Genomic DNA, 20,770 nt, shown 5'->3' with positions numbered 1-20,770 from the left:
TAATCGAGAACTCATTTCGATTATGCCGCAGCGAAGAGCGGGCAGAGACCGTCACGCGAGACTCAGACGACAGCAACCTCCACCTCGATCACGGCCCACGACAGCGCGGGCAGCGAGAAGGTCAGCCGGCCGGCGCCCTGTTGACCACCGTCGTGCTGCACCCCCTCCAGCGGCACCAGGCCGACCTGCTCCCCCGCGGCCTGGTTGTTCGTCGCAAAGCGGTCGGCACCATTTGGCACCCTCAACACCTCGGCGCGGGTCACCCTCGACACCGAGAAGCCCCGAAGCGCCAGGTCGACCTGCGCTGCTTCGTCGAGCCCACGATTGGCCACGAAGAAGGCGGCGCGCCCGTTCTCCTCATCCCAGGTTGCGCTGATGTCGACGAGGTCGGCATCACCGAACTGCGCCGTGTCGATCCGGTCGGAGTCGACGGATGTCCGCAAGATCTGTCCGCGCGCGAGCTCGGCCATCCGCGCGAACGGCCAGAAGATGCTCTGGCGCCACGCCGGACCGTTCTCCTCGCTCCTGATCGGGGCGATCACGTTCACCAGCTGCGCCTGGTTGGCGATCTTGACCCGGTCACCGTGCCGCAACAGGGAGTTGAGCAGCGTGCCGACGACAACGGCATCCGTCACGTTGTATGCGTCTTCGATGACCCGCGGATGCTCGCGCCAGCCGGCTTTCGACACGGCGGCGGGCTGATCGTCGGTGCCCAGTCCCCGCTGGTACCAGACGTTCCACTCGTCGAACGAGAGGTTGATGTGCTTCTTGTGCTTTCCGCGGGCGCGCACGGCATCGGTGGTGGCGATCACCGATTCGATGAAGTAGTCCATGTCGACGGCGCTGGCCAAAAAGCTCTTCGCGTCGCCGTCGTGCTCCTGGTAATACGCGTGCAGCGACATGTAGTCGACCTCGTCGTAGGCGTGGCTGAGCACCGTGTACTCCCATTCGCCGAAGGTCGGCATGCCGGAGTTCGAACTGCCGACGGCGACGAGTTCGATGTCGGGGTCGACAAAACGCATCGCCTTGCCGGTTTCCTGCGCGAGCCGCCCATACTCGTCAGCGGTCTTGTGCCCAATCTGCCATGGCCCGTCGAGTTCGTTGCCGAGGCACCACAGCTTGATGTCGAATGGCTCAGCAGCGCCGTTCTTGCGGCGCAGGTCGGAAAGGTAGGTTCCGCCAGGGTGGTTCGCGTACTCGACCAGTTCCCTGGCCGCGTCGACCCCGCGGGTGCCGAGGTTGATCGCCTCCATCACCTCGACGCCGGCGAGTTTCGACCACGACATGAACTCGTGCAGCCCGAACGCGTTGGACTCGAGCGTGTGCCACGCACCGTCGAGTCGCCTGGGCCGCTGGTCGACGGGCCCGACCCCGTCTTCCCAGTTGTAGCCGGAGACGAAGTTGCCGCCGGGGTAGCGCACCACGGTGGCGCCGAGTTCTTTGGTGAGGTCGAGTACGTCCTGGCGAAAGCCCTCCTCTGTTGCGGTCGGGTGCCCCGGCTCGTAGATGCCGGTGTAGACGCAGCGGCCCATGTGCTCCACAAATGAGCCGAAGAGCCGCCGCGGCACCTCTCCGATCGTGAAGTCCCGGTCGATGGTGATTCGGGCGCGGGTCATGAAGGTCCTCCTGGTTGGGTTGGTGATGGCAATTGTGGCAAACGGATGCTGTGAAAGGGTTGCCGACCTGGCTCGGCTACTGCCCGCCGAAGCCGGTCGTCGCCACGCCCTTGATGATCTGGCGCTGGAAGAACAGGAACACGATGATCAGCGGCAGCGCGGCGAGGATGGCCGAAGCCATGTTCTGGGCGTACTGCACCCCGAACGCGCTCTCGATGGTCTGCAGGCCAACGGGCAGGGTCATCAGCGACGAGTCGTTGACCACGATGAACGGCCAGAGGAAGTTGTTCCAGGCAGCGATGAACACGAAGATCGATACCGCGGCCAGGATCGGTCGCGACAGCGGCAGCACGATCTGGGTGAAGACACGCAGTCGGCTGGCGCCATCGACCCGCGCCGCCTCCTCGAGTTCGATCGGCACCTGGTCGAAGAACTTCTTCAGGATGAAGACCATGGCCGGCGCAATGATCTGCGGCAAGATGATGCCCCAGTACGTGTCGATCATGTCAAACGCGAGCATCTGGTAGAACAGCGGCACGATCAGCATCTGCGGCGGAACGATGATCGACGCGATGATGACGAAGAACAGCACCTTCTTGCCCGTGAAGTCTATTCGGGAGAACGCGTAGCCGGCGAGCGCCGAGATGACCACCGTGATGACGGTGATGACCACCGAGGTCAGGATGCTGTTGAACGCCCACTGCGGGATGTTTCCCTCGGTCAACACCTTGGTATAGGCGTCGAAACTGAAACCGCCCTCTGGGAACCAGGTGACAGGAACCGCACCGGCATCCGTCTCGCTCTTGAGCGACGTGACGAATGCCCACGCGAACGGGAGCAGCCAGATGATCGCGAGCACGGCGAGGATGACGACGGCGACGACCGAAGACGGGCGGAACGGCTTGCGCCTCGGCCGCGCGGAGATGATCCGTGGCGGCGTGTCCGACGAAGCGGGCGGAGTCAGTGTCTGGGTCATGAGGCGCCCTTTCGTGCGGAAATGCGAAGTTGGATGAGCGACACGATGATGATGAGGGCGAAGAACACGTAGGCGACCGCCGACGCGTAGCCCAATCGGTAGGCGGTGAAGCCCGTCTCGTAGACGTACTCCACGATCGACCTGGTCGAACCGCCTGGCCCACCGGCTGTCATCTGGTAGATCTGGTCGAAGACCTTCAGCGAGGCGAGTACCTGCAGGATCAGGATCAGGATCGTCGTTGGCGCCAGATTCGGAATGGTGATGGAGAACAGCTGGCGCCACTTGCCTGCCCCGTCCAGCGCTGCAGCCTCGTATTGCTGCTCTGGAATGTTCTGCAGTGCGGCCAGGTACAGCAGGAAGTTGAAGCCGGCGGTCCACCAGACCGTTGCGATGACGATAGCGATCATCGCCGTGTTCTGGTCCTGAAGCCAGTCGACGGCGGGAAGGCCGAACGTCGACAGGATGTCGTTGATGAGGCCCAGCTGCGGGTTGTACATCCACACCCAGAACAGCGACACGACGGTGGAGGCCAGCAGGAACGGCATGAAGAACGAGAGCCGCCACAACCACTGGCCGGGCAGGCCGAGGTTCACGAGCAGTGCGAGCACCAGCGCAACGACGACGAGGGGAATCGTGCTCAGCACGGTGAACCAGAGCGTGTTGCCGAGCGAGCGCCACATCTCCACGTCGCCGAACGCCTCGGCGTAGTTTGCGAATCCGATGAGTTCGCTGTTTGCTCCGGTGATGGACTGGCTGGTCAGGCTCTGGTAGAAACCGAAGATGACGGGCCAGATCAGAAAGAGCAGAAACGCGATCACAAACGGTGCCGCGAATGCCCAACCGTGGAGGGAATCGCGGCGTTTGGAACTGAGTGGTGTCTTTGCCGGCTTGGCCAGACCGTCCAGTGCGGCTGTCCTCCGGTTGAGTTGCGCTGCTGTCGTCACGAATGACTCCTTCGTCAGTTTCGTCGTCGCGTGAAGTGGGTGGGTCAGTTCGCGTCTGCGGGCGCGAGCGGATTGGGCCGGCTGAGCAGCACGTCCAGGCGATCGACGAATGCCTGCATGCCTTCGTGCGGGTCCTGGTTGCCCCTGAATACGTCCTGCACGTACTGCAGAAAGTAGTTCTGAAAGTCCGATCCGGATCCGCTGAACCAGGCCACTGGATCGAAGACCACGTTCTCGGCCGCCTGCGCATAGTGCGACTGCGGAAGCAGCGCCTCATAATCGGGGCTGTCGACGATCGGCAGGTACGCCGGAATGTGCCCGGCCTCCGCCCAACTGATCGAGTTCTTGAGGATCCCGGCAACGAAGGTGTACACATCGCGCCGTTTCGCTTCGTCCGGGTCATTCTGGTGCGGCAGAACGAAGGTGTGGGAGTCCGCGTAGGTGGCCGGTGTGCCGAACAGCGTGGGGATCGGCGCGGCATCGAATGGGATCTCCGCGTTCTGCATGGTGGGCAGTTCCCAGACGCCGGTGAGCAGGATGCCGCTGCCACCGCCGATGAACTCGCTGATTGCCGTCGCGTAGTCACCACTCGCGCTCGCGATGGTGCCGTCGAGCATGGTGCGGATGAATTCGAGTGCCTTCACCGCCGCATCCATGTCGACCTCCGCCGGTTTGCCGGGCTCCAGCACCATCCCTGCGCCCTGCTGGGCGTAGAAGGTGTAGAACAGCCGCCACATCTGTGCGCCATCACCGAGGTAGCCGTACGAGATCCCGAATTTGCCGGTGACCTGCTGAATCTTCGAGGCCACCTCGAGGAACTGCTCCGGTGAGTCGATCTGCTGCATCAGGCCGTCCGGGCCGAGAACACCGGCCTGATCGGCGATCTCGGTGTTGTACATCATGATGAACGGATGCGTGTCGAGGGCGACAGAGAACAGCTCACCGTCGATCACGCCCTTTTCGAACACCCTCGGCAGGAACGAGTCTTCGGTGACGCCTTCCTCGGCGAGGATCTTCCTGTCCCACGGGTCAAGCAACCCGCCCGGCGCGTAGCCGGCCACGCGGGTGACGTGCATGATCGCCACGTCTGGGGCGCGCCCGCCGACGGATGCCATCGCGAGTTTCGTGTAGTACGGCGTGCCCCAGGCCAACACTGACTGAGTGGCGCGGAACTCGGGATTCTCAGCGTCGACGGTCTGCACGAGTGCGTTCATCTTGATTCCGTCGCCACCGCTGAGCAGGTGCCAGAACTTGAGCTGCTGCACCTGCTGCGCGAACGCGGGCGTACAGCTGGCGAGAGCCGCAGTGATGAATGCACCGCCCAAGACTGCGACACTCCCCCTGAGCATGTTCCGGCGGGTCAGGCCGGCAGACACCGTCTCTACCTGTGCGTTCGGTTGCTTCACCCGTCACTCCTTCGTGATACGTGTCCAACAGGAATTACATCGTTGTAGACGAAATTACATCGTTGTAAACGATTGCGCAAGACGATGTCCGGAATCTGCACACGGCGGGCTCACGGACGGGCCCGGGTGCTTGCCCGTTCCACTAATGCGTGGGGGACGACGGTCAGTCCCGGCTCCGCTGACCGGTTCGTCATCCGGTTGACGAGTTTGGCAAACGTGGCCTCTGCGAATGCCCTCTTGTCGAACGAAACGGTGGTCAAGGCCGGGACGAGATACTTCGCCGCTTCGATGTCGTCGAATCCGGCGACGGAAACATCATCTGGCGCGAAGAGGCCGCGTTCGGCCAGGGTACCCAATGCACCGATCGCCAGACCATCCGTGAAGCAGAAGAACGCATCTGGCAGGTCATTGTGGCTGAGGTATTCCTCCACCACCGCGGCACCACCCGCGTGGCTCCACGTGCCTTCTTCGACCTCGATCGTTTCGAGGCCGGCCTCGCTCATCGCACGGCGGTACCCGAGTGCACGCAGATGACCGGCCGCGGAGACCGATCGTGCGCCGGCACCCACCGCCACGATGCTGCGGTGCCCAAGGCCAAGGAGGAAGCGGGTCATCTCCCAGGCCGCACCCTCGCTGTCGACGCAGACGCGATCGGTGAGCTCCTGTTCGACCTCACCGATGATGACGACCGGTGGCAGGTTGGTCCCTCGCTCGATTGCGCTGTCTTCGAGGACGACCGGGTTCAGGATGAGCCCGTCGATCTGGTGCGCACGCGCTTTGACCAGCAGTTCGCGCTCCCGCACGGGCTCCATGCCGGTCTCTTCGACCTGCACGCTCCATCCGGACGCGTGGGCAATGTCGACGATGGCGCTCACGATCTCAGCGGAATATGCGGTCTGCAGGTTCGGCAGCGCCAGGGCGATCAGGCCTGAGCGCCCGGTCCGCAGTCCGCGTGCGGAGAGGTTCGGTACGTAGTCGAGTTCGACCAGCGCGCGCTCGACCCTTTCCCTGGTCTTCTCACTGACCGGCACCAGTCCGTTGACGACGTTCGAGACGGTCTTGGGAGAGACACCGGCACGGCTGGCGACATCCTTCACGGTTGCGCGCATGATCTTGAATCTAGCGCCAGTTCGACGGATGCCGCGGCCACGGCGCGTCTGCAGGCGCCAGAGTGCTCCAGTCGCGGGCTTTCGACGCCTGTGCCGCGAGCACGCCGAGTAACAGGGACGGGTTCTGGATTCGGCGTGCGAGTGCGGCGTCGACGCACTCGTCGAGCGGCACCCAGCGCAGCTCGATGTCCGCTTCTTCTTCGGTGCGGTCAAAGGCGTCCAGGCCGCTCAGGCCCCGCGCCAGATAGATGCGGATCGCCTCTGAGCTGCCGCCGGGCGAGGTGTAGAAGTCGGTCAGCACGCTCCACTGGCTCGCCTGCACGTCTGCCTCTTCGGCAAGCTCGCGCTGCGCTGCCGCGAGCGCGTCTTCCCCCTCGACGTCAAGCAACCCGGCCGGGATCTCCCAGTCACGCACGCGCACCGGATGCCGGTACTGCTTGATCAGCAGCACCCGCCCCTGGTCATCGAGTGCAAGAACAGCCACGGCCCCTGTGTGCTCGACGTACTCACGCACGATCGACGAATCGTTGTAGCCGAACCGGTCTCGGCGCACATTCCAGACCTTGCCCTCGAACGCCAATTCAGACTCAGAGACGGGGGCGAACTCGAGGTCGTCCTCGATCGGCGACCCGGTACCGGACGATTCGGCAGCAGGCGACCCGGCGCTGGTCAACTCAGGCATCTTCCTTCACTTCGAACAGGCGGCTGGCCTGCTGGCGATCGAGCGCCGCGCTGATCAGCCCACGGAACAGCGGATGCGCGTTGTTCGGGCGCGAGCGCAGCTCGGGGTGCGCCTGTGTACCGACGTAGAACGGGTGCTCGTCGCGCTTCAGTTCGACGTACTCGACCAGGTGCCCGTCTGGCGACGTTCCGGAGAACCACATGCCGGCCTCTGCGATCGCGTCGCGGTAGGAGTTGTTCACCTCGTAGCGGTGGCGGTGGCGCTCCGACGCCTCCGACGCCCCGTAGAGCTCTTCGACCAGCGAACCGGGGGCAAGCGCCGCCGGGTAGAGGCCGAGGCGCATGGTGCCGCCGAGGTCTCCACCGGCGATGATCTCGACCTGCTCTGCCATGGTCGCGATGACCGGGAATTGGGTGTCTGGATCGAATTCGCTCGAGGATGCGCCGTCAAGGCCTGCCTTGTTGCGTGCGTACTCGATGACCATGCACTGGAGGCCAAGGCAGAGGCCGAGCACGGGAATGCCGTTCTCGCGCGCGAAGCGCAGGGCACCGAGCTTGCCCTCGATACCTCGCACTCCGAATCCGCCTGGCACACAGATGCCGTCGAGCTCGCCGAGCATTCGGGAGGCGCCCTCCTCCGTCTCGCACTCGTCGGAGGCGATCCAGTGGATCTTCACCTTCGTCTGCTGCGCAAAGCCGCCAGCCCTGAGGGCTTCGGTGACCGACAGGTAGGCGTCCGGCAGGTCGATGTACTTGCCGACCAGCCCGATGTTCACCTCGTATCGCGGCTCATGCACGGCTTCGAGCAGAGTTTCCCAGCCCGACCAGTCGACGGCGGGCGCCTCGAGGTCGAGTGCGTCGATGATGTAGCTGTCGAGGCCCTGGTCATGCAGCATGGTGGGGATGTCATAGATGCTCGGCACGTCGATGGCGTTCACGACGGCGTCTTCGTCGACGTCGCACATCAGGGCGATCTTGCGCTTGTTCGGCTCTGAGACAGGGCGGTCGCTGCGGAGCACCAGCGCATCGGGCTGGATACCGATGGAGCGCAGCGTCGCAACGGAGTGCTGCGTCGGCTTCGTCTTCTGCTCCCCAGAGGCGTTCATGTACGGCACCAGGGAGACGTGCACGAAGAAGACGTTCCCGCGCCCGAGTTCGTGTCGAACCTGGCGCGCGGCCTCGATGAACGGCTGCGACTCGATGTCACCGACGGTGCCGCCGATCTCGGTGATGATCACGTCGGGCTTCGGATCGTCTGTGGCCTGCAGGCGCATGCGCCGCTTGATCTCGTCTGTGATGTGCGGGATCACCTGCACGGTGTCACCGAGATATTCACCACGGCGTTCCTTCGCGATCACCTGCGAGTAGATCTGGCCGGTGGTGACGTTGGCCGCCTGTGTCAGATTGATGTCGAGGAATCGCTCATAGTGGCCGATGTCGAGGTCGGTCTCTGCCCCGTCATCCGTCACGAAGACCTCACCGTGCTGGAACGGATTCATGGTGCCGGGATCGACGTTGAGGTAGGGGTCGAGCTTCTGCATGACGACGCGGAGACCGCGTGCCGTGAGCAGATTGCCGAGGCTCGCCGCCGTCAGGCCCTTGCCCAACGAAGAAACGACACCACCGGTCACAAAAATGTGTTTGGTAGTGCCGTCTGAGTTGTCCGCGTTTCTAATGTTCACCACGGGCTTCGAGCCTATCAGTTCGCGTGAGCCAGTCATGACGAATGAGCCAGTGAGATCAACTCGCGGGCATGTTCGAGCCCGCTCGCCGAATCGGGCAGGCCGGAGAGCAACCTGGCCATCTCCGCCGTGCGTTCATCGCCCTGCAGCTGGCGCACGCTCGACGCGGTGACCGCACCGTCGCTGTCTTTGACCACACTGAGATGGTTTCCGGCGAAGGCCGCCACCTGCGCGAGGTGGGTGACAACGATCACCTGCGCGGTCTCGGCAAGCCTGGCGAGCCGGCGCCCGATCTCGATCGCCGCCGCCCCGCCCACCCCGGCATCGACCTCGTCGAAGACGAAGGTCGGTACGGGGTCGGACACGTTGATGACAACTTCGATGGCCAGCATGACTCGAGACAGTTCGCCACCGGATGCCCCGCGAGCGAGCGAGCGAGGCTGCGCTCCAGCGTGGGGCCGCAGCATGATCGTGACCGTGTCGCGTCCGGCTGCGGTGAGTTCGTCACGGGTATCGATCTGCACGACGAGTGCCGCGTCTGGCATGGCCAGCGCCGACAGTTCAGCGGTCACGGCCTCGCCGAGGGCGCCGGCCGCCTCAGCTCGCAGGGAGCTCAGCCTGCCCGCGAGTTCATCGACCGTGACACGATCTGACTCCGTGTCTGCCTTCAGCCGATCGAGCCGGTCAGAGTCGCCGTCGAGTTCGAGCAGGCGTGCGCTCCCCGTATCGAGGAAGGCGATGGCCTCGTCGATTCCGCCTTCGAATTTGCGCGAAAGGGCGGTGAGATCGGCGCGTCGTTCCTGCACGATGTCGAGTTCGCGGGCACCGTCCGCGTCGAGACCGGCGAGGTAGCTGGAGAGTTGGGCTGCGATGTCCGAGACCACAAATCCCGCGTTCGCGATCGCCTCGGTGAGGGCCGGAAGCGCCGGGTCATGCCCGGCGACGCGTTCGAGGTGCCGTCTCGCCGACTCGAGCATCGCGATGGCGTCTGGAGCGTCATCCGGATTCTCTTCTGCCGACAAAAGCTCGCGAGCCTGTGCCGCACCGAGGCGCAGTTCCTCAAGATTACTCAGTCGTTCTGCCCGCTCGGTGAGGTCGGTGTCTTCACCCGATTGGGGCGCGACGGTCTCGACCTCGGCGATCGCGGTGCGAAGCTCGGCGGCCTCTGCCGCGCGTTCGTCCTGTTCCCTGGTGAGCCGGTCGAGCTCTGCCGCGTTGGCCTGCCAACGATGGAATGCGTGCTGATACGTCGCGAGGCATGCAGCGAGCTCTACACCGGCGAACCGGTCGAGTGCCTCCCGCTGGGCAACGGCGGAGCGCAGGCGCACCTGGTCTGACTGGCCGTGCACCACAACGAGGTCGGCGCCGAGATCGCCCAGCACACTGGCCGGCGCACTCCGCCCGCCAACGATGGCGCGGCTACGCCCCTCGACGGAGACCGAACGCCCGAGGATCAGTTCCGGCCCGTCGAGCTCTCCCCCGGCATCACGCACGCGTTCGGCGGCTGCACTCTCGGGGTCGATGAGCCAGCGGCCCTCCACCCAGCTCTGCGGCTGTCCTTCACGCACGGTTCCGGCATCCGCTCGCTCACCCAGCAACAGGCCGAGCGCCGTGACGACCATGGTCTTGCCGGCGCCGGTCTCACCGGTCACCGCGGTGAACCCTGGGCCGAGTGGCAGCGTCGCTTCTGCGATGACCCCCAGGTCTTTGATGGAAAGTTCCTCGATCATTCCTTCTCACCGATCATGACTGGACTCATCACAGACTGTAATCATTCGGACCATCTCGCATGCGATCGTCTCACTCACGACCGACCGGGCCCCTCCAGCCGTGCACCGGCAGATCGAACTTCTTGACCAGCCGGTCGGTGAACGGCCCGCTGTGCAGGCGCGCCAGCCTCACCGGAACGCTGGAGCGGCGCACGATGACGCGGGCGCCGGCCGGGAGGTCGAACGGCCGTCGACCGTCGGCCCAGAGCACGGCTGAACCGTTCGTGCGGGCCAGCACCTCAACGGCCAGCGATGAGTCTGGCGCGACGACGAGAGGGCGGGCGAAGAGCGCGTGGGCGCTGAGCGGCACCAGGAGCATCGCGTCGAGCGTCGGCCACACGACAGGGCCACCGGCCGAGAACGAATAAGCAGTCGACCCGGTGGGCGTCGACATGACCACCCCGTCACAGCCGAACGACGAGAGCGGACGACCGTCGACCTCGATGACGACCTCCAGCATCCGTTCTCTGCTGGCCTTCTCGACGGTCGCTTCGTTGAGCGCCCAGGTCTCGTAGACGACTTCGTCGTCGACCTTCACTCGCACCGAAATGGTCATGCGTTCTTCGACGTGATAATCGCGTGCGAGTACCCGGCGAACGGCTTCACCGAGGTCGTCGCGTTCGCTTTCGGCCAAAAACCCGACATGGCCGAGGTTGATTCCGAGAAGCGGTGCAGAGCAGCCGCGAACGAGTTCCGCCGCGCGCAGGATCGTTCCGTCTCCGCCGAGAACGATGGCGAGTTCGAGGTCACCAGGTGCGACGGTCTCGTCGAGAATGGCGAGTGCGCCGTTCAGCCCGGGGGCGACGGCACGGATGTCGTCGCGCTCGCCCCGGTCGAGCACGGGAACGGCCCCGGCCGCGATGAGTTGCTCGCACACCGTGACGGCAGCTTCCAGCGAATCGTCGCGGCCCGTGTGGGCGACGACAAGAATGTTGCGTGGCTTCTCGCTCATCGTGTCAGGCTCCCACCAGTGCGGTTATCCGGTCAGTCCATTGTGTCGGATTGCCTCGTGGCGTGGAGAGTTCGCCTGGGTCCGATTCGGGATTCGCTTGGCCATTCGCCGTCGCTTTCGCTTTCGCCAGGGCATCGTCAGCAGCCGTCAGCCAGCACAGATACTCCCGGTTGCCTGAACCGCCGGCGATCGGCGAGGCGATGAGTCCCATGGTCAGAAGCCCGAGATCCCACGCGGCCCAGAGTACCCCGGTGATCGCGTCGGCTCGCAACGCCGGATTGTGCACGACGCCCTCGCGAATGCCTCCCCTGCCTACCTCGAACTGCGGTTTGATCAAAAGCACGAAGTCGGCACCGGGTGTTGCCGCCCGGACGAGCGCAGGCAGCACGGTAGTCAGCGAGATGAAGGAGAGGTCACCGACAACCAGATCGGGTCGTTCCCGAACGCCGGATGCCGCAGCGAGCGTCTCCGGGGACGCGTACCGCAGGTTGAATCCCTCCACGAGGGAAAGGCGCGGCTCCAGGGCGAGCGAGGCCGCCAATTGCCCGTGGCCGACATCGACCGCGAGTACCCGGTCGGCTCCACGTTCGAGCAACACCTGGCTGAAACCGCCGGTCGAAGCTCCGGCATCCAGCGCGATGCGACCGGCAACCGACACGGCGAAGGCATCCAGCGCCGCGATCAGCTTGTGCGCACCGCGGCTCACGTAGTGGTCGGTCGGCGCGACCGCGAGCACGTGCTCGTCGCCTACCTTGTGCGAGGGCTTGACGACGGGTTCGCCGTCAACAGTGACCAGCCCGTCCGCGATCAGGCGTGCCGCCTGGGTGCGCGAGCGCACCAGCCCGCGTTCAGCCAGTGCGGCGTCGAGCCGGGTCCCCGCCATCAGTTGGTCGACCGGGGCACATCCCCGCCTTCAAGGCGACCCTGCAACTGATCGAGGAGCTGCGAGTATGCGGCGGCGCGAGATTCCAGCGGCTGGTCCTCGATCACGGCCAGGCGGGAGACCAGCCCGTCGTCAGGCGTGCCGGTGCCGACATCGCCGTCTGTTCTGGAATCCCCAGCGGTTGTGGAATTCTCAGCGCTGCTGGAATTCTCAGCGCTGCTGGAATTCTCAGCGCTGCTGGCATCCTCGGTGGTTCTGGCATCCTCGGTGGTCACACCTACTAGGTTACCGCCAGAGGGTGAGTCGCTCGGGTACCTTGAGGCCATAGATCGGTCGGCCGGAGGCCCAGATGATGGCGCAGGCGGCGCGCAGCAGATTGATTGCGCCGTCTCCCTCTGCTGTGATCTCGACGTCATTGCCGCGGATGCGCACGGCTGCACCGGCCACTGTTGCGGTGGTGCGGTCTCGGGAGAAGCTCGTCTCCGGGTAGGGCTCGTGCAACTCACGGAGGTCTCCGAGAATGAAGGTCGGCCGGGAATCGGCATCGGCCGCGAGCACGTGCTTCGCCTTGTCGACACCGGTCAGTACGAGAACGGAGGGGATGCCGGCCCGGTTCGAGCCCAGGATGTCGGTATCAAGCCGGTCGCCGACGAACAGGGCGTGGCGGGCCTGGAAGCGATTCACGGCCTCGGTGAAGATGGCGATTTCCGGCTTGCCTGCAACAATCGGTAGTCTCCCGACGGCGGAGTGCACGGCAGAAACCAGGGTGCCGTTGCCCGGCGCGATTCCGCGCGCCACCGGGATGGTCCAGTCGGTGTTGGTGGCGATCCAGGGGATGCCGCCACCCTCTACGTCACTGGCCAGCGCAAATGAGGCCTCGGCGAGTTCGGTCCACCCCACCTCAGGGGCAAAGCCCTGGATGACGGCCGCCGGGTCGTCGAGGGCAGAGCGGGTCACAACGAAGCCGGCCTTCTGTACCTCGTCGACGAGGCCGTCTCCGCCGACCACGAGGATGCTGGAGCCAGGCGCCGCCTGCTCTGCAAGCAGACGCACAGCTGCCTGGGGCGACGTGACGACATCCGTTGCCGCAACGGTGAGACCGAGCTCGGTCAGGTGGTCGGCGACCGACTGGTCAGTGCGAGACGCGTTGTTGGTGATGTAACCGACACGGATGGACTCGGCCGCGCGGTTGAGGCTGTCGATTGCGAACGGAATGGCGGCTGGACCGGTGTAGACGACGCCGTCGAGGTCGGCCAGGACGACGTCGACCCCGTCGAGCGGCGTCACCGCTTTAGTCTTCCGACCGAACATCGTCGTCGGTCTCCTCAACCCCACGCTCGAAACCTGGCGAGCCGATCTCGGTATCCTGCTCGTCGGTCTCGTCGAGATCGATGATTTCCATCGTCTCGTCGTCGGCCTCCGAAGCGCCCAAAGCAGCGTCGGCACGCGCGGCGAGTTCGCTCCAGCGTTGTGCGTCTTCCACCCGCCCAAGCTCCCCGAGCACCTCCGCATACGCGGCGAACAGCTCAGGGCTGTAGGAGTACGCCCTGGACGCATCGAGCTGCGGGATCTCGAGCTCGCTCAACGCGGACTCCGTCTGGCCGAGGTCGAGGCGTGCCCCCGACATTGCGATCGCCACGGAGACCTGCTCAGGAACCGGAAGTGTCGCGCGGTCGACCGAGCGACCGAGTTCAAGTGCACGATCTGGCCGGCCAACTCCCCGTTCGCTGTCGACCATCAGCGCCAGCTGGTCGTTGGAGCCGGAGATGCGGCGGTAGGTGCGCAGTTCGCGAAGGGCCAGCGCAAAGTCCCCTGTTGCGTATGCGGTGATCGCGAGGGTCTCCCGCACTACCGCGATACGGCCTGCGCGCCTGGCTGCCGACATGGCGTGCCTGTGCGCCAGTGCCGGGTCTTCGTCGATGAGGCGGGCGGCCATCGCCATGTGACGGCCAACTGCTTCTGCGTTGTCTTTGGTGAGGGTCTTCAGCTCGTTGCGCGCGACGCGGTCCAGATCTTTTGCTGTGACGTCTTCTGGCAGTTCGGGGTCGTCGTGACGAGGACGCACGGCACGCAGCTCCCGCTGCATGCGTTGCTCTTCGGTCATCTCCTCTTCGACGGCGTGGGCTTCGCGGTCGCCGCGTGCTGGCGCGCCGCCTCTGGTCCAGAGGCGCTGTTCCGAAGAACCGGCGTCCCGGCGGGGTCGGTCAGGCCGAGCCCCGTCCTTGCTCCACGGCTTGCGCTCCCCATCACGGGGCGGGCGTGCGCCATCGCGAGGACCAGACCGGTCGGAGCCGCCGCTGTGCGGCTTCCGTTCACCGTCCTTCACCCACGGCTTGCGCTCTCCATCGCGCGCAGGCCGGTCAGGCCGGGCCCCGTCCTTGCTCCACGGCTTTCGCTCGCCATCACGGGCAGGGCGCGCGCCATCCTTAGCCCACGGCTTCCGCTCACCATCACGAGCCGGACGCTCACCATCACGAGCCGGACGTGCGCCATCGCGAGCCGGACGTGCGCCATCGCGAGCCGGACGTGCACCGTCACGCGGTGCAGAGCGATCGGAGCCGGCGCCGTAAGACTTCCGTTCTCCATCCTTTGCCCATGGCTTCCGTTCGCCATCGCGGGCGGGGCGTGCTCCATCGCGTGCCGGGCGATCGGACTTGCCGGCGTACGGCTTGCGTTCGCCGTCTCTGGCCGGCCGTGCGTCGTCACGACGCTCGGAACCGCCTCGATAAGGCTTCCGTTCTCCGCCACCGCTGCTGCGCGGGTTACCTTCACCGCTGCGGGGATTCTTGCTGTCACGTCGAGGCTCGTCGCGCGATCCTGATGGACTCACTTGTATCTCCTGTTGTATTTTCGTCCGGTCGTCCGGAAGTCTTGCGGCCGGGTGGCAGGGTTCGGCGGGGTGTCGAGTTATCGGTGTTTCGGTGTCGGCCCGGAGCCTGCGGAGGGTCGATGCCGAAGCGCCGATTGTTTGAGCTGAGGAGCCGAATCCTGCCACCCGGCACCCCAACGAACCCACTCATTCATTCAAGCGTACGGGTTAACGCAGAATGGCCACCCTGGGGTGGCCATTCTGGTGTTTCTAAGTTAAGTCCGGCGGTGTCCTACTCTCCCACAGGGTCCCCCCTGCAGTACCATCGGCGCAGAGAGTCTTAGCTTCCGGGTTCGGAATGTGACCGGGCGTTTCCCTCTCGCTATAGCCGCCGAAACACTTGTGATGTTAATCAAAGTGAATCAAACAAGCACAACGTGATGTTGTGTGTTTGGTTCTCGACCGTACATCGAGAACCACATAGTGGACGCGTAGCATCTTCGATTCGAACGAAGTGTTATCAAATTATTGGCTTATTAGTACCGGTCAGCTCCATGAGTCTTTAGTCCTCACTTCCACATCCGGCCTATCAACGCAGTAGTCTAGCTGCGAGCCTCTCCCCCTAAGGGATGGAAATCTCATCTCGAAGCCGGCTTCCCGCTTAGATGCTTTCAGCGGTTATCCGTTCCGAACGTAGCTAATCAGCGGTGCTCCTGGCGGAACAACTGACACACCAGAGGTTCGTCCATCCCGGTCCTCTCGTACTAGGGATAGATCTTCTCAAATTTCCTACGCGCGCAGCGGATAGGGACCGAACTGTCTCACGACGTTCTAAACCCAGCTCGCGTACCGCTTTAATGGGCGAACAGCCCAACCCTTGGGACCTACTCCAGCCCCAGGATGCGACGAGCCGACATCGAGGTGCCAAACCATGCCGTCGATATGGACTCTTGGGCAAGATCAGCCTGTTATCCCCGAGGTACCTTTTATCCGTTGAGCGACAGCGCTTCCACAAGCCACTGCCGGATCACTAGTCCCGACTTTCGTCCCTGCTCGACTTGTCAGTCTCACAGTCAAGCTCCCTTGTGCACTTACACTCGACACCTGATTGCCAACCAGGTTGAGGGAACCTTTGGGCGCCTCCGTTACTTTTTAGGAGGCAACCGCCCCAGTTAAACTACCCACCAGGCACTGTCCCTGAACCGGATCACGGTTCGAAGTTAGATATCCAATATGACCAGAGTGGTATTTCAACAGTGACTCCACCTGAACTAGCGTCCAAGCTTCACAGTCTCCCACCTATCCTACACAAGCCACACCGAACACCAATACCAAGCTGTAGTAAAGGTCACGGGGTCTTTCCGTCCTGCTGCGCGTAACGAGCATCTTTACTCGTAATGCAATTTCGCCGAGTTCGCGGTTGAGACAGCTGGGAAGTCGTTACGCCATTCGTGCAGGTCGGAACTTACCCGACAAGGAATTTCGCTACCTTAGGATGGTTATAGTTACCACCGCCGTTTACTGGGGCTTAAATTCTCAGCTTCGCACCGAAGTGCTAACCGTTCCTCTTAACCTTCCAGCACCGGGCAGGCGTCAGTCCGTATACATCGTCTTGCGACTTGGCACGGACCTGTGTTTTTAGTAAACAGTCGCTTCCCACTGGTCTCTGCGGCCTTCAAACGCTCCCGGAGTAAATCCGTTCACGCCTCAGGCCCCCCTTCTCCCGAAGTTACGGGGGCATTTTGCCGAGTTCCTTAACCACGATTCTCTCGATCTCCTTAGTATTCTCTACCTGACCACCTGAGTCGGTTTGGGGTACGGGTGACTAAAACCTCGCGTCGATGCTTTTCTTGGCAGCATAGGATCACTGATTTCCCCCCTACGGGGTACCCATCGGGTCTCAACCTTCATGAGAGACGGATTTGCCTATCTCTCGGCCTACACCCTTAGACCGGGACAACCATCGCCCGGCTCAGCTACCTTCCTGCGTCACACCTGTTAATACGCTAACCGCACCAGAATAGGGTCGTACGCTAGGCCCACCCCCTCCACCCGAAGGCTTTGGTCGGCGGGATTCAGATACTTAGCATTACTGGATTGGTTCGGACGGTTTTTCGCCAGTACGGGAATATCAACCCGTTGTCCATCGACTACGCCTGTCGGCCTCGCCTTAGGTCCCGACTTACCCAGGGCGGATTAACCTGGCCCTGGAACCCTTGGTCTTTCGGAGGACGGGTTTCTCACCCGTCTTTCGCTACTCATGCCTGCATTCTCACTCGTGTGGCCTCCACGGCTGGTTTACACCGCCGCTTCGCTGGCCACACGACGCTCTCCTACCCATCAACACGGCTGAACCAACCACACAAGGTGGCGGCTTACCAAAAATGCTAATGCCACAACTTCGGTGGCGTGCTTGAGCCCCGTTACATTGTCGGCGCGGAATCACTTGACCAGTGAGCTATTACGCACTCTTTCAAGGGTGGCTGCTTCTAAGCCAACCTCCTGGTTGTCTGTGCAACTCCACATCCTTTCCCACTTAGCACGCGCTTTGGGACCTTAGTTGGTGGTCTGGGTTGTTTCCCTCTCGACGATGAAGCTTATCCCCCACCGTCTCACTGCTGCGCTCTCACTTACCGGCATTCGGAGTTTGGCTAACGTCAGTAACCTTTTAGGGCCCATCAGCTATCCAGTAGCTCTACCTCCGGCAAGAAACACACAACGCTGCACCTAAATGCATTTCGGAGAGAACCAGCTATCACGAAGTTTGATTGGCCTTTCACCCCTATCCACAGCTCATCCCCTCCATTTTCAACTGAAGTGGGTTCGGTCCTCCACGTGCTCTTACACACGCTTCAACCTGGCCATGGATAGATCACTTCGCTTCGGGTCTAGGACATGCGACTGAATCGCCCTATTCAGACTCGCTTTCGCTACGCATTCCCCTCTCGGGTTAAGCTCGCCACATATCACTAACTCGCAGGCTCATTCTTCAAAAGGCACGCTGTCACAGCAACAAGGCTGCTCCAACGGTTTGTAAGCAAACGGTTTCAGGTACTATTTCACTCCCCTCCCGGGGTACTTTTCACCTTTCCCTCACGGTACTTGTTCACTATCGGTCATGTAGGAGTATTTAGGCTTATCAGGTGGTCCTGACAGATTCACACGGGATTTCTCGGGCCCCGTGCTACTTGGGATACTCTTCGGGCGATTACTGCATTTCGGCTACGGGGTTCGCACCCTCTATGACCAGGCTTTCAATCCTGTTCGCCTATACAACGCTCTAACCCTCACCATCTCGGCAGAGACAGCAGAAAAGTCCCACAACCCCGACCATGCAACACCTGCCGGCTATCACACATAATCGGTTTAGCCTCGTCCGGGTTCGCTCGCCACTACTAACGGAATCACTATTGTTTTCTCTTCCTGTGGGTACTGAGATGTTTCACTTCCCCACGTTCCCTCTACCCGCCCTATATATTCAGGCGGGAGTCACCAGATCACCTCACGGGCCTGGCGGGGTTTCCCCATTCGGACATCCTCGGATCACAGTTCGTTTATCAACTCCCCGAGGCTTATCGCAGATTACTACGTCCTTCTTCGGCTCTACATGCCAAGGCATTCACCGTTTGCTCTTAGAAATTTGAAATCACATGAGTTCGAATCGATTAAGGTCACGAATAAATTCGCGACAGAAATTGACCAATGAAAGAGCCAACAAAAAAGAACAACCCAAAGGCTGAACGATTTCGCCGGCTCAATCTTTGTGATTCGAGACCGAAGTCTCGAATCTAAGATGCTCGCGTCCACTGTGTAGTTCTCAAAGTACGGGCGGTACCCTCCCCCGCCCCAAGTAATGGAAACGAGAAAAGGTCCAGAGGAACAGTCCAACCCAATGGCCGGCCCGGTCCCTCAGGACCCAACAGCGTGCGGTATACCAGCCCCCGTCCACCCCACCATTCCAACCGACAGTGAATAAACACTGGGGCGTACTAAGTGAAGCGAACTTCATCCGGCATCTATGTCAATGTTCCACCCATGAGCGTTGTCCAACCCGAACAGGCTGGTACAACTTGGCAGTTAATTCTCGCTTCACTCCGTGTAAACAGCAAAGACTCCACGAGACTGCACATGCTCCTTAGAAAGGAGGTGATCCAGCCGCACCTTCCGGTACGGCTACCTTGTTACGACTTAGTCCTAATCACCGATCCCACCTTAGACAGCTCCCTCCCTTACGGGTTAGGCCACCGGCGTTGGGTGTTACCGACTTTCATGACTTGACGGGCGGTGTGTACAAGGCCCGGGAACGTATTCACCGCAGCGTTGCTGATCTGCGATTACTAGCGACTCCGACTTCATGAGGTCGAGTTGCAGACCTCAATCCGAACTGAGACCGGCTTTTTGGGATTCGCTCCACCTTACGGTATCGCAGCCCTTTGTACCGGCCATTGTAGCATGCGTGAAGCCCAAGACATAAGGGGCATGATGATTTGACGTCATCCCCACCTTCCTCCGAGTTGACCCCGGCAGTATCCCATGAGTTCCCACCATAACGTGCTGGCAACATAGGACGAGGGTTGCGCTCGTTGCGGGACTTAACCCAACATCTCACGACACGAGCTGACGACAACCATGCACCACCTGTATACGAGTGTCCAAAGAGTTCCACATTTCTGCGGCGTTCTCGTATATGTCAAGCCTTGGTAAGGTTCTTCGCGTTGCATCGAATTAATCCGCATGCTCCGCCGCTTGTGCGGGCCCCCGTCAATTCCTTTGAGTTTTAGCCTTGCGGCCGTACTCCCCAGGCGGGGAACTTAATGCGTTAGCTGCGACACGGAGACCGTGGAATGGCCCCCACATCTAGTTCCCAACGTTTACGGCATGGACTACCAGGGTATCTAATCCTGTTCGCTCCCCATGCTTTCGCTCCTCAGCGTCAGTTACGGCCCAGAGATCTGCCTTCGCCATTGGTGTTCCTCCTGATATCTGCGCATTCCACCGCTACACCAGGAATTCCAATCTCCCCTACCGCACTCTAGTCTGCCCGTACCCACTGCAGGCCCGAGGTTGAGCCTCGGGATTTCACAGCAGACGCGACAAACCGCCTACGAGCTCTTTACGCCCAATAATTCCGGACAACGCTTGCACCCTACGTATTACCGCGGCTGCTGGCACGTAGTTAGCCGGTGCTTTTTCTGCAGGTACCGTCACAACTCAAAAAAGAGCCACTTCTTCCCTACTAAAAGAGGTTTACAACCCGAAGGCCGTCGTCCCTCACGCGGCGTTGCTGCATCAGGCTTGCGCCCATTGTGCAATATTCCCCACTGCTGCCTCCCGTAGGAGTCTGGGCCGTGTCTCAGTCCCAGTGTGGCCGGTCACCCTCTCAGGCCGGCTACCCGTCGTCGCCTTGGTGAGCCATTACCTCACCAACAAGCTGATAGGCCGCGAGTCCATCCCCAACCAAAATTCTTTCCACAACCAGACGATGCCGTCAGCTGTCATATCCGGTATTAGACGTCGTTTCCAACGCTTATCCCAGAGTCAAGGGCAGGTTACTCACGTGTTACTCACCCGTTCGCCACTAATCCAAGGAGCAAGCTCCCCTTCATCGTTCGACTTGCATGTGTTAAGCACGCCGCCAGCGTTCGTCCTGAGCCAGGATCAAACTCTCCGTAAATGTTTGACAGACAACCAGGCGAACCCAGCGTCACATCTAGTGTGAAAGGCCACCGGAATAGGCGAACCAAACACAAGTTTGAAACTGACAGAACAAATCATTACTGACTTGCTTCTATCCATTAATCTTTTCCAAAGGAATCTCCTCATCAGACCGAAGTCCAACGACGAGGTTTTTGGCATTTGACATAGTGCACGCTGTTGAGTTCTCAAGGATCGGACACCCCAACCTCAGACCTCCCGGCCATCGCAATGGGGCAACTTCTCTAC

General features: G+C 61.9%; 14 protein-coding genes and 3 rRNA genes. All 17 read right to left on the bottom strand.

Features of this window, described 5'->3' with window-relative positions; all coding sequences use genetic code 11:
- Window positions 1-62: 62 nt before the first annotated feature.
- Window positions 63-1,616, bottom strand: coding sequence for an arabinosylfuranosidase ArfA (gene arfA / locus K323_RS0102215; protein ID WP_022883655.1), 1,554 nt, complete (start codon window positions 1,614-1,616; stop codon window positions 63-65).
- A 76-nt stretch (window positions 1,617-1,692) separates the two neighbouring features.
- On the bottom strand, window positions 1,693-2,592 hold the full coding sequence (locus K323_RS0102210) for a carbohydrate ABC transporter permease (RefSeq protein WP_022883654.1): 900 nt from the start codon (window positions 2,590-2,592) through the stop codon (window positions 1,693-1,695).
- Entirely contained in the window at window positions 2,589-3,536 is a 948-nt protein-coding gene (locus tag K323_RS0102205) for a carbohydrate ABC transporter permease (protein ID WP_022883653.1), read from the bottom strand. Before K323_RS0102205 ends, K323_RS0102210 begins: the two co-directional genes overlap by 4 nt.
- Window positions 3,537-3,580: 44 nt before the next feature.
- Complete coding sequence (locus tag K323_RS0102200) at window positions 3,581-4,885, bottom strand: extracellular solute-binding protein (RefSeq protein WP_051147181.1); 1,305 nt, start codon at window positions 4,883-4,885, stop codon at window positions 3,581-3,583.
- A 167-nt stretch (window positions 4,886-5,052) separates the two neighbouring features.
- Complete coding sequence (locus K323_RS0102195) at window positions 5,053-6,051, bottom strand: LacI family DNA-binding transcriptional regulator (RefSeq protein WP_022883651.1); 999 nt, start codon at window positions 6,049-6,051, stop codon at window positions 5,053-5,055.
- A 10-nt stretch (window positions 6,052-6,061) separates the two neighbouring features.
- Complete coding sequence (locus tag K323_RS0102190) at window positions 6,062-6,733, bottom strand: NUDIX domain-containing protein (protein ID WP_022883650.1); 672 nt, start codon at window positions 6,731-6,733, stop codon at window positions 6,062-6,064.
- Window positions 6,726-8,453 (bottom strand): CTP synthase, encoded by a 1,728-nt coding sequence (locus K323_RS0102185; protein WP_022883649.1) that lies wholly within the window; start codon window positions 8,451-8,453, stop codon window positions 6,726-6,728. Before K323_RS0102185 ends, K323_RS0102190 begins: the two co-directional genes overlap by 8 nt.
- Window positions 8,450-10,144: a DNA repair protein RecN gene (gene recN, locus K323_RS0102180; protein ID WP_022883648.1), complete on the bottom strand. Its 1,695-nt coding sequence runs from the start codon at window positions 10,142-10,144 to the stop codon at window positions 8,450-8,452. Before recN ends, K323_RS0102185 begins: the two co-directional genes overlap by 4 nt.
- A gap of 70 nt (window positions 10,145-10,214) precedes the next feature.
- Window positions 10,215-11,135, bottom strand: coding sequence for an NAD kinase (locus K323_RS0102175; RefSeq protein ID WP_022883647.1), 921 nt, complete (start codon window positions 11,133-11,135; stop codon window positions 10,215-10,217).
- Between the two features lie 4 nt (window positions 11,136-11,139).
- The gene (locus tag K323_RS23815; protein ID WP_022883646.1) at window positions 11,140-12,018 is read right to left on the bottom strand and encodes a TlyA family RNA methyltransferase; all 879 of its coding nucleotides are present in this window, start codon (window positions 12,016-12,018) and stop codon (window positions 11,140-11,142) included.
- On the bottom strand, window positions 12,018-12,293 hold the full coding sequence (locus K323_RS23810; RefSeq protein WP_022883645.1) for a hypothetical protein: 276 nt from the start codon (window positions 12,291-12,293) through the stop codon (window positions 12,018-12,020). The genes K323_RS23815 and K323_RS23810 overlap by 1 nt, the downstream gene beginning before the upstream one ends.
- 10 nt (window positions 12,294-12,303) lie before the next feature.
- Entirely contained in the window at window positions 12,304-13,329 is a 1,026-nt protein-coding gene (locus K323_RS0102160) for an HAD-IIA family hydrolase (RefSeq protein ID WP_022883644.1), read from the bottom strand.
- Window positions 13,310-14,122 (bottom strand): tetratricopeptide repeat protein, encoded by an 813-nt coding sequence (locus K323_RS23805; RefSeq protein ID WP_245570902.1) that lies wholly within the window; start codon window positions 14,120-14,122, stop codon window positions 13,310-13,312. Before K323_RS23805 ends, K323_RS0102160 begins: the two co-directional genes overlap by 20 nt.
- Before the next feature lie 218 nt (window positions 14,123-14,340).
- Entirely contained in the window at window positions 14,341-14,814 is a 474-nt protein-coding gene (locus K323_RS23800) for a hypothetical protein (protein ID WP_157509318.1), read from the bottom strand.
- Window positions 14,815-15,106: 292 nt separating this feature from the next.
- Window positions 15,107-15,223 (bottom strand): 5S ribosomal RNA (gene rrf / locus K323_RS0102150).
- Window positions 15,224-15,343: 120 nt separating this feature from the next.
- Window positions 15,344-18,473: ribosomal RNA gene (locus K323_RS0102145) — 23S ribosomal RNA — on the bottom strand.
- A gap of 493 nt (window positions 18,474-18,966) precedes the next feature.
- Window positions 18,967-20,501 (bottom strand): 16S ribosomal RNA (locus tag K323_RS0102140).
- Together the 16S, 23S and 5S rRNA genes form the textbook arrangement of a ribosomal RNA operon.
- Window positions 20,502-20,770: the final 269 nt, after the last annotated feature.

The organism is Glaciibacter superstes DSM 21135 (assembly GCF_000421145.1).
GTDB classification, from domain to species: Bacteria; Actinomycetota; Actinomycetes; order Actinomycetales; family Microbacteriaceae; genus Cryobacterium; species Cryobacterium superstes.
The sequence above is the reverse complement of the archived record's forward strand: the minus strand, read 5'-3'. Positions and strand labels throughout refer to the sequence as shown.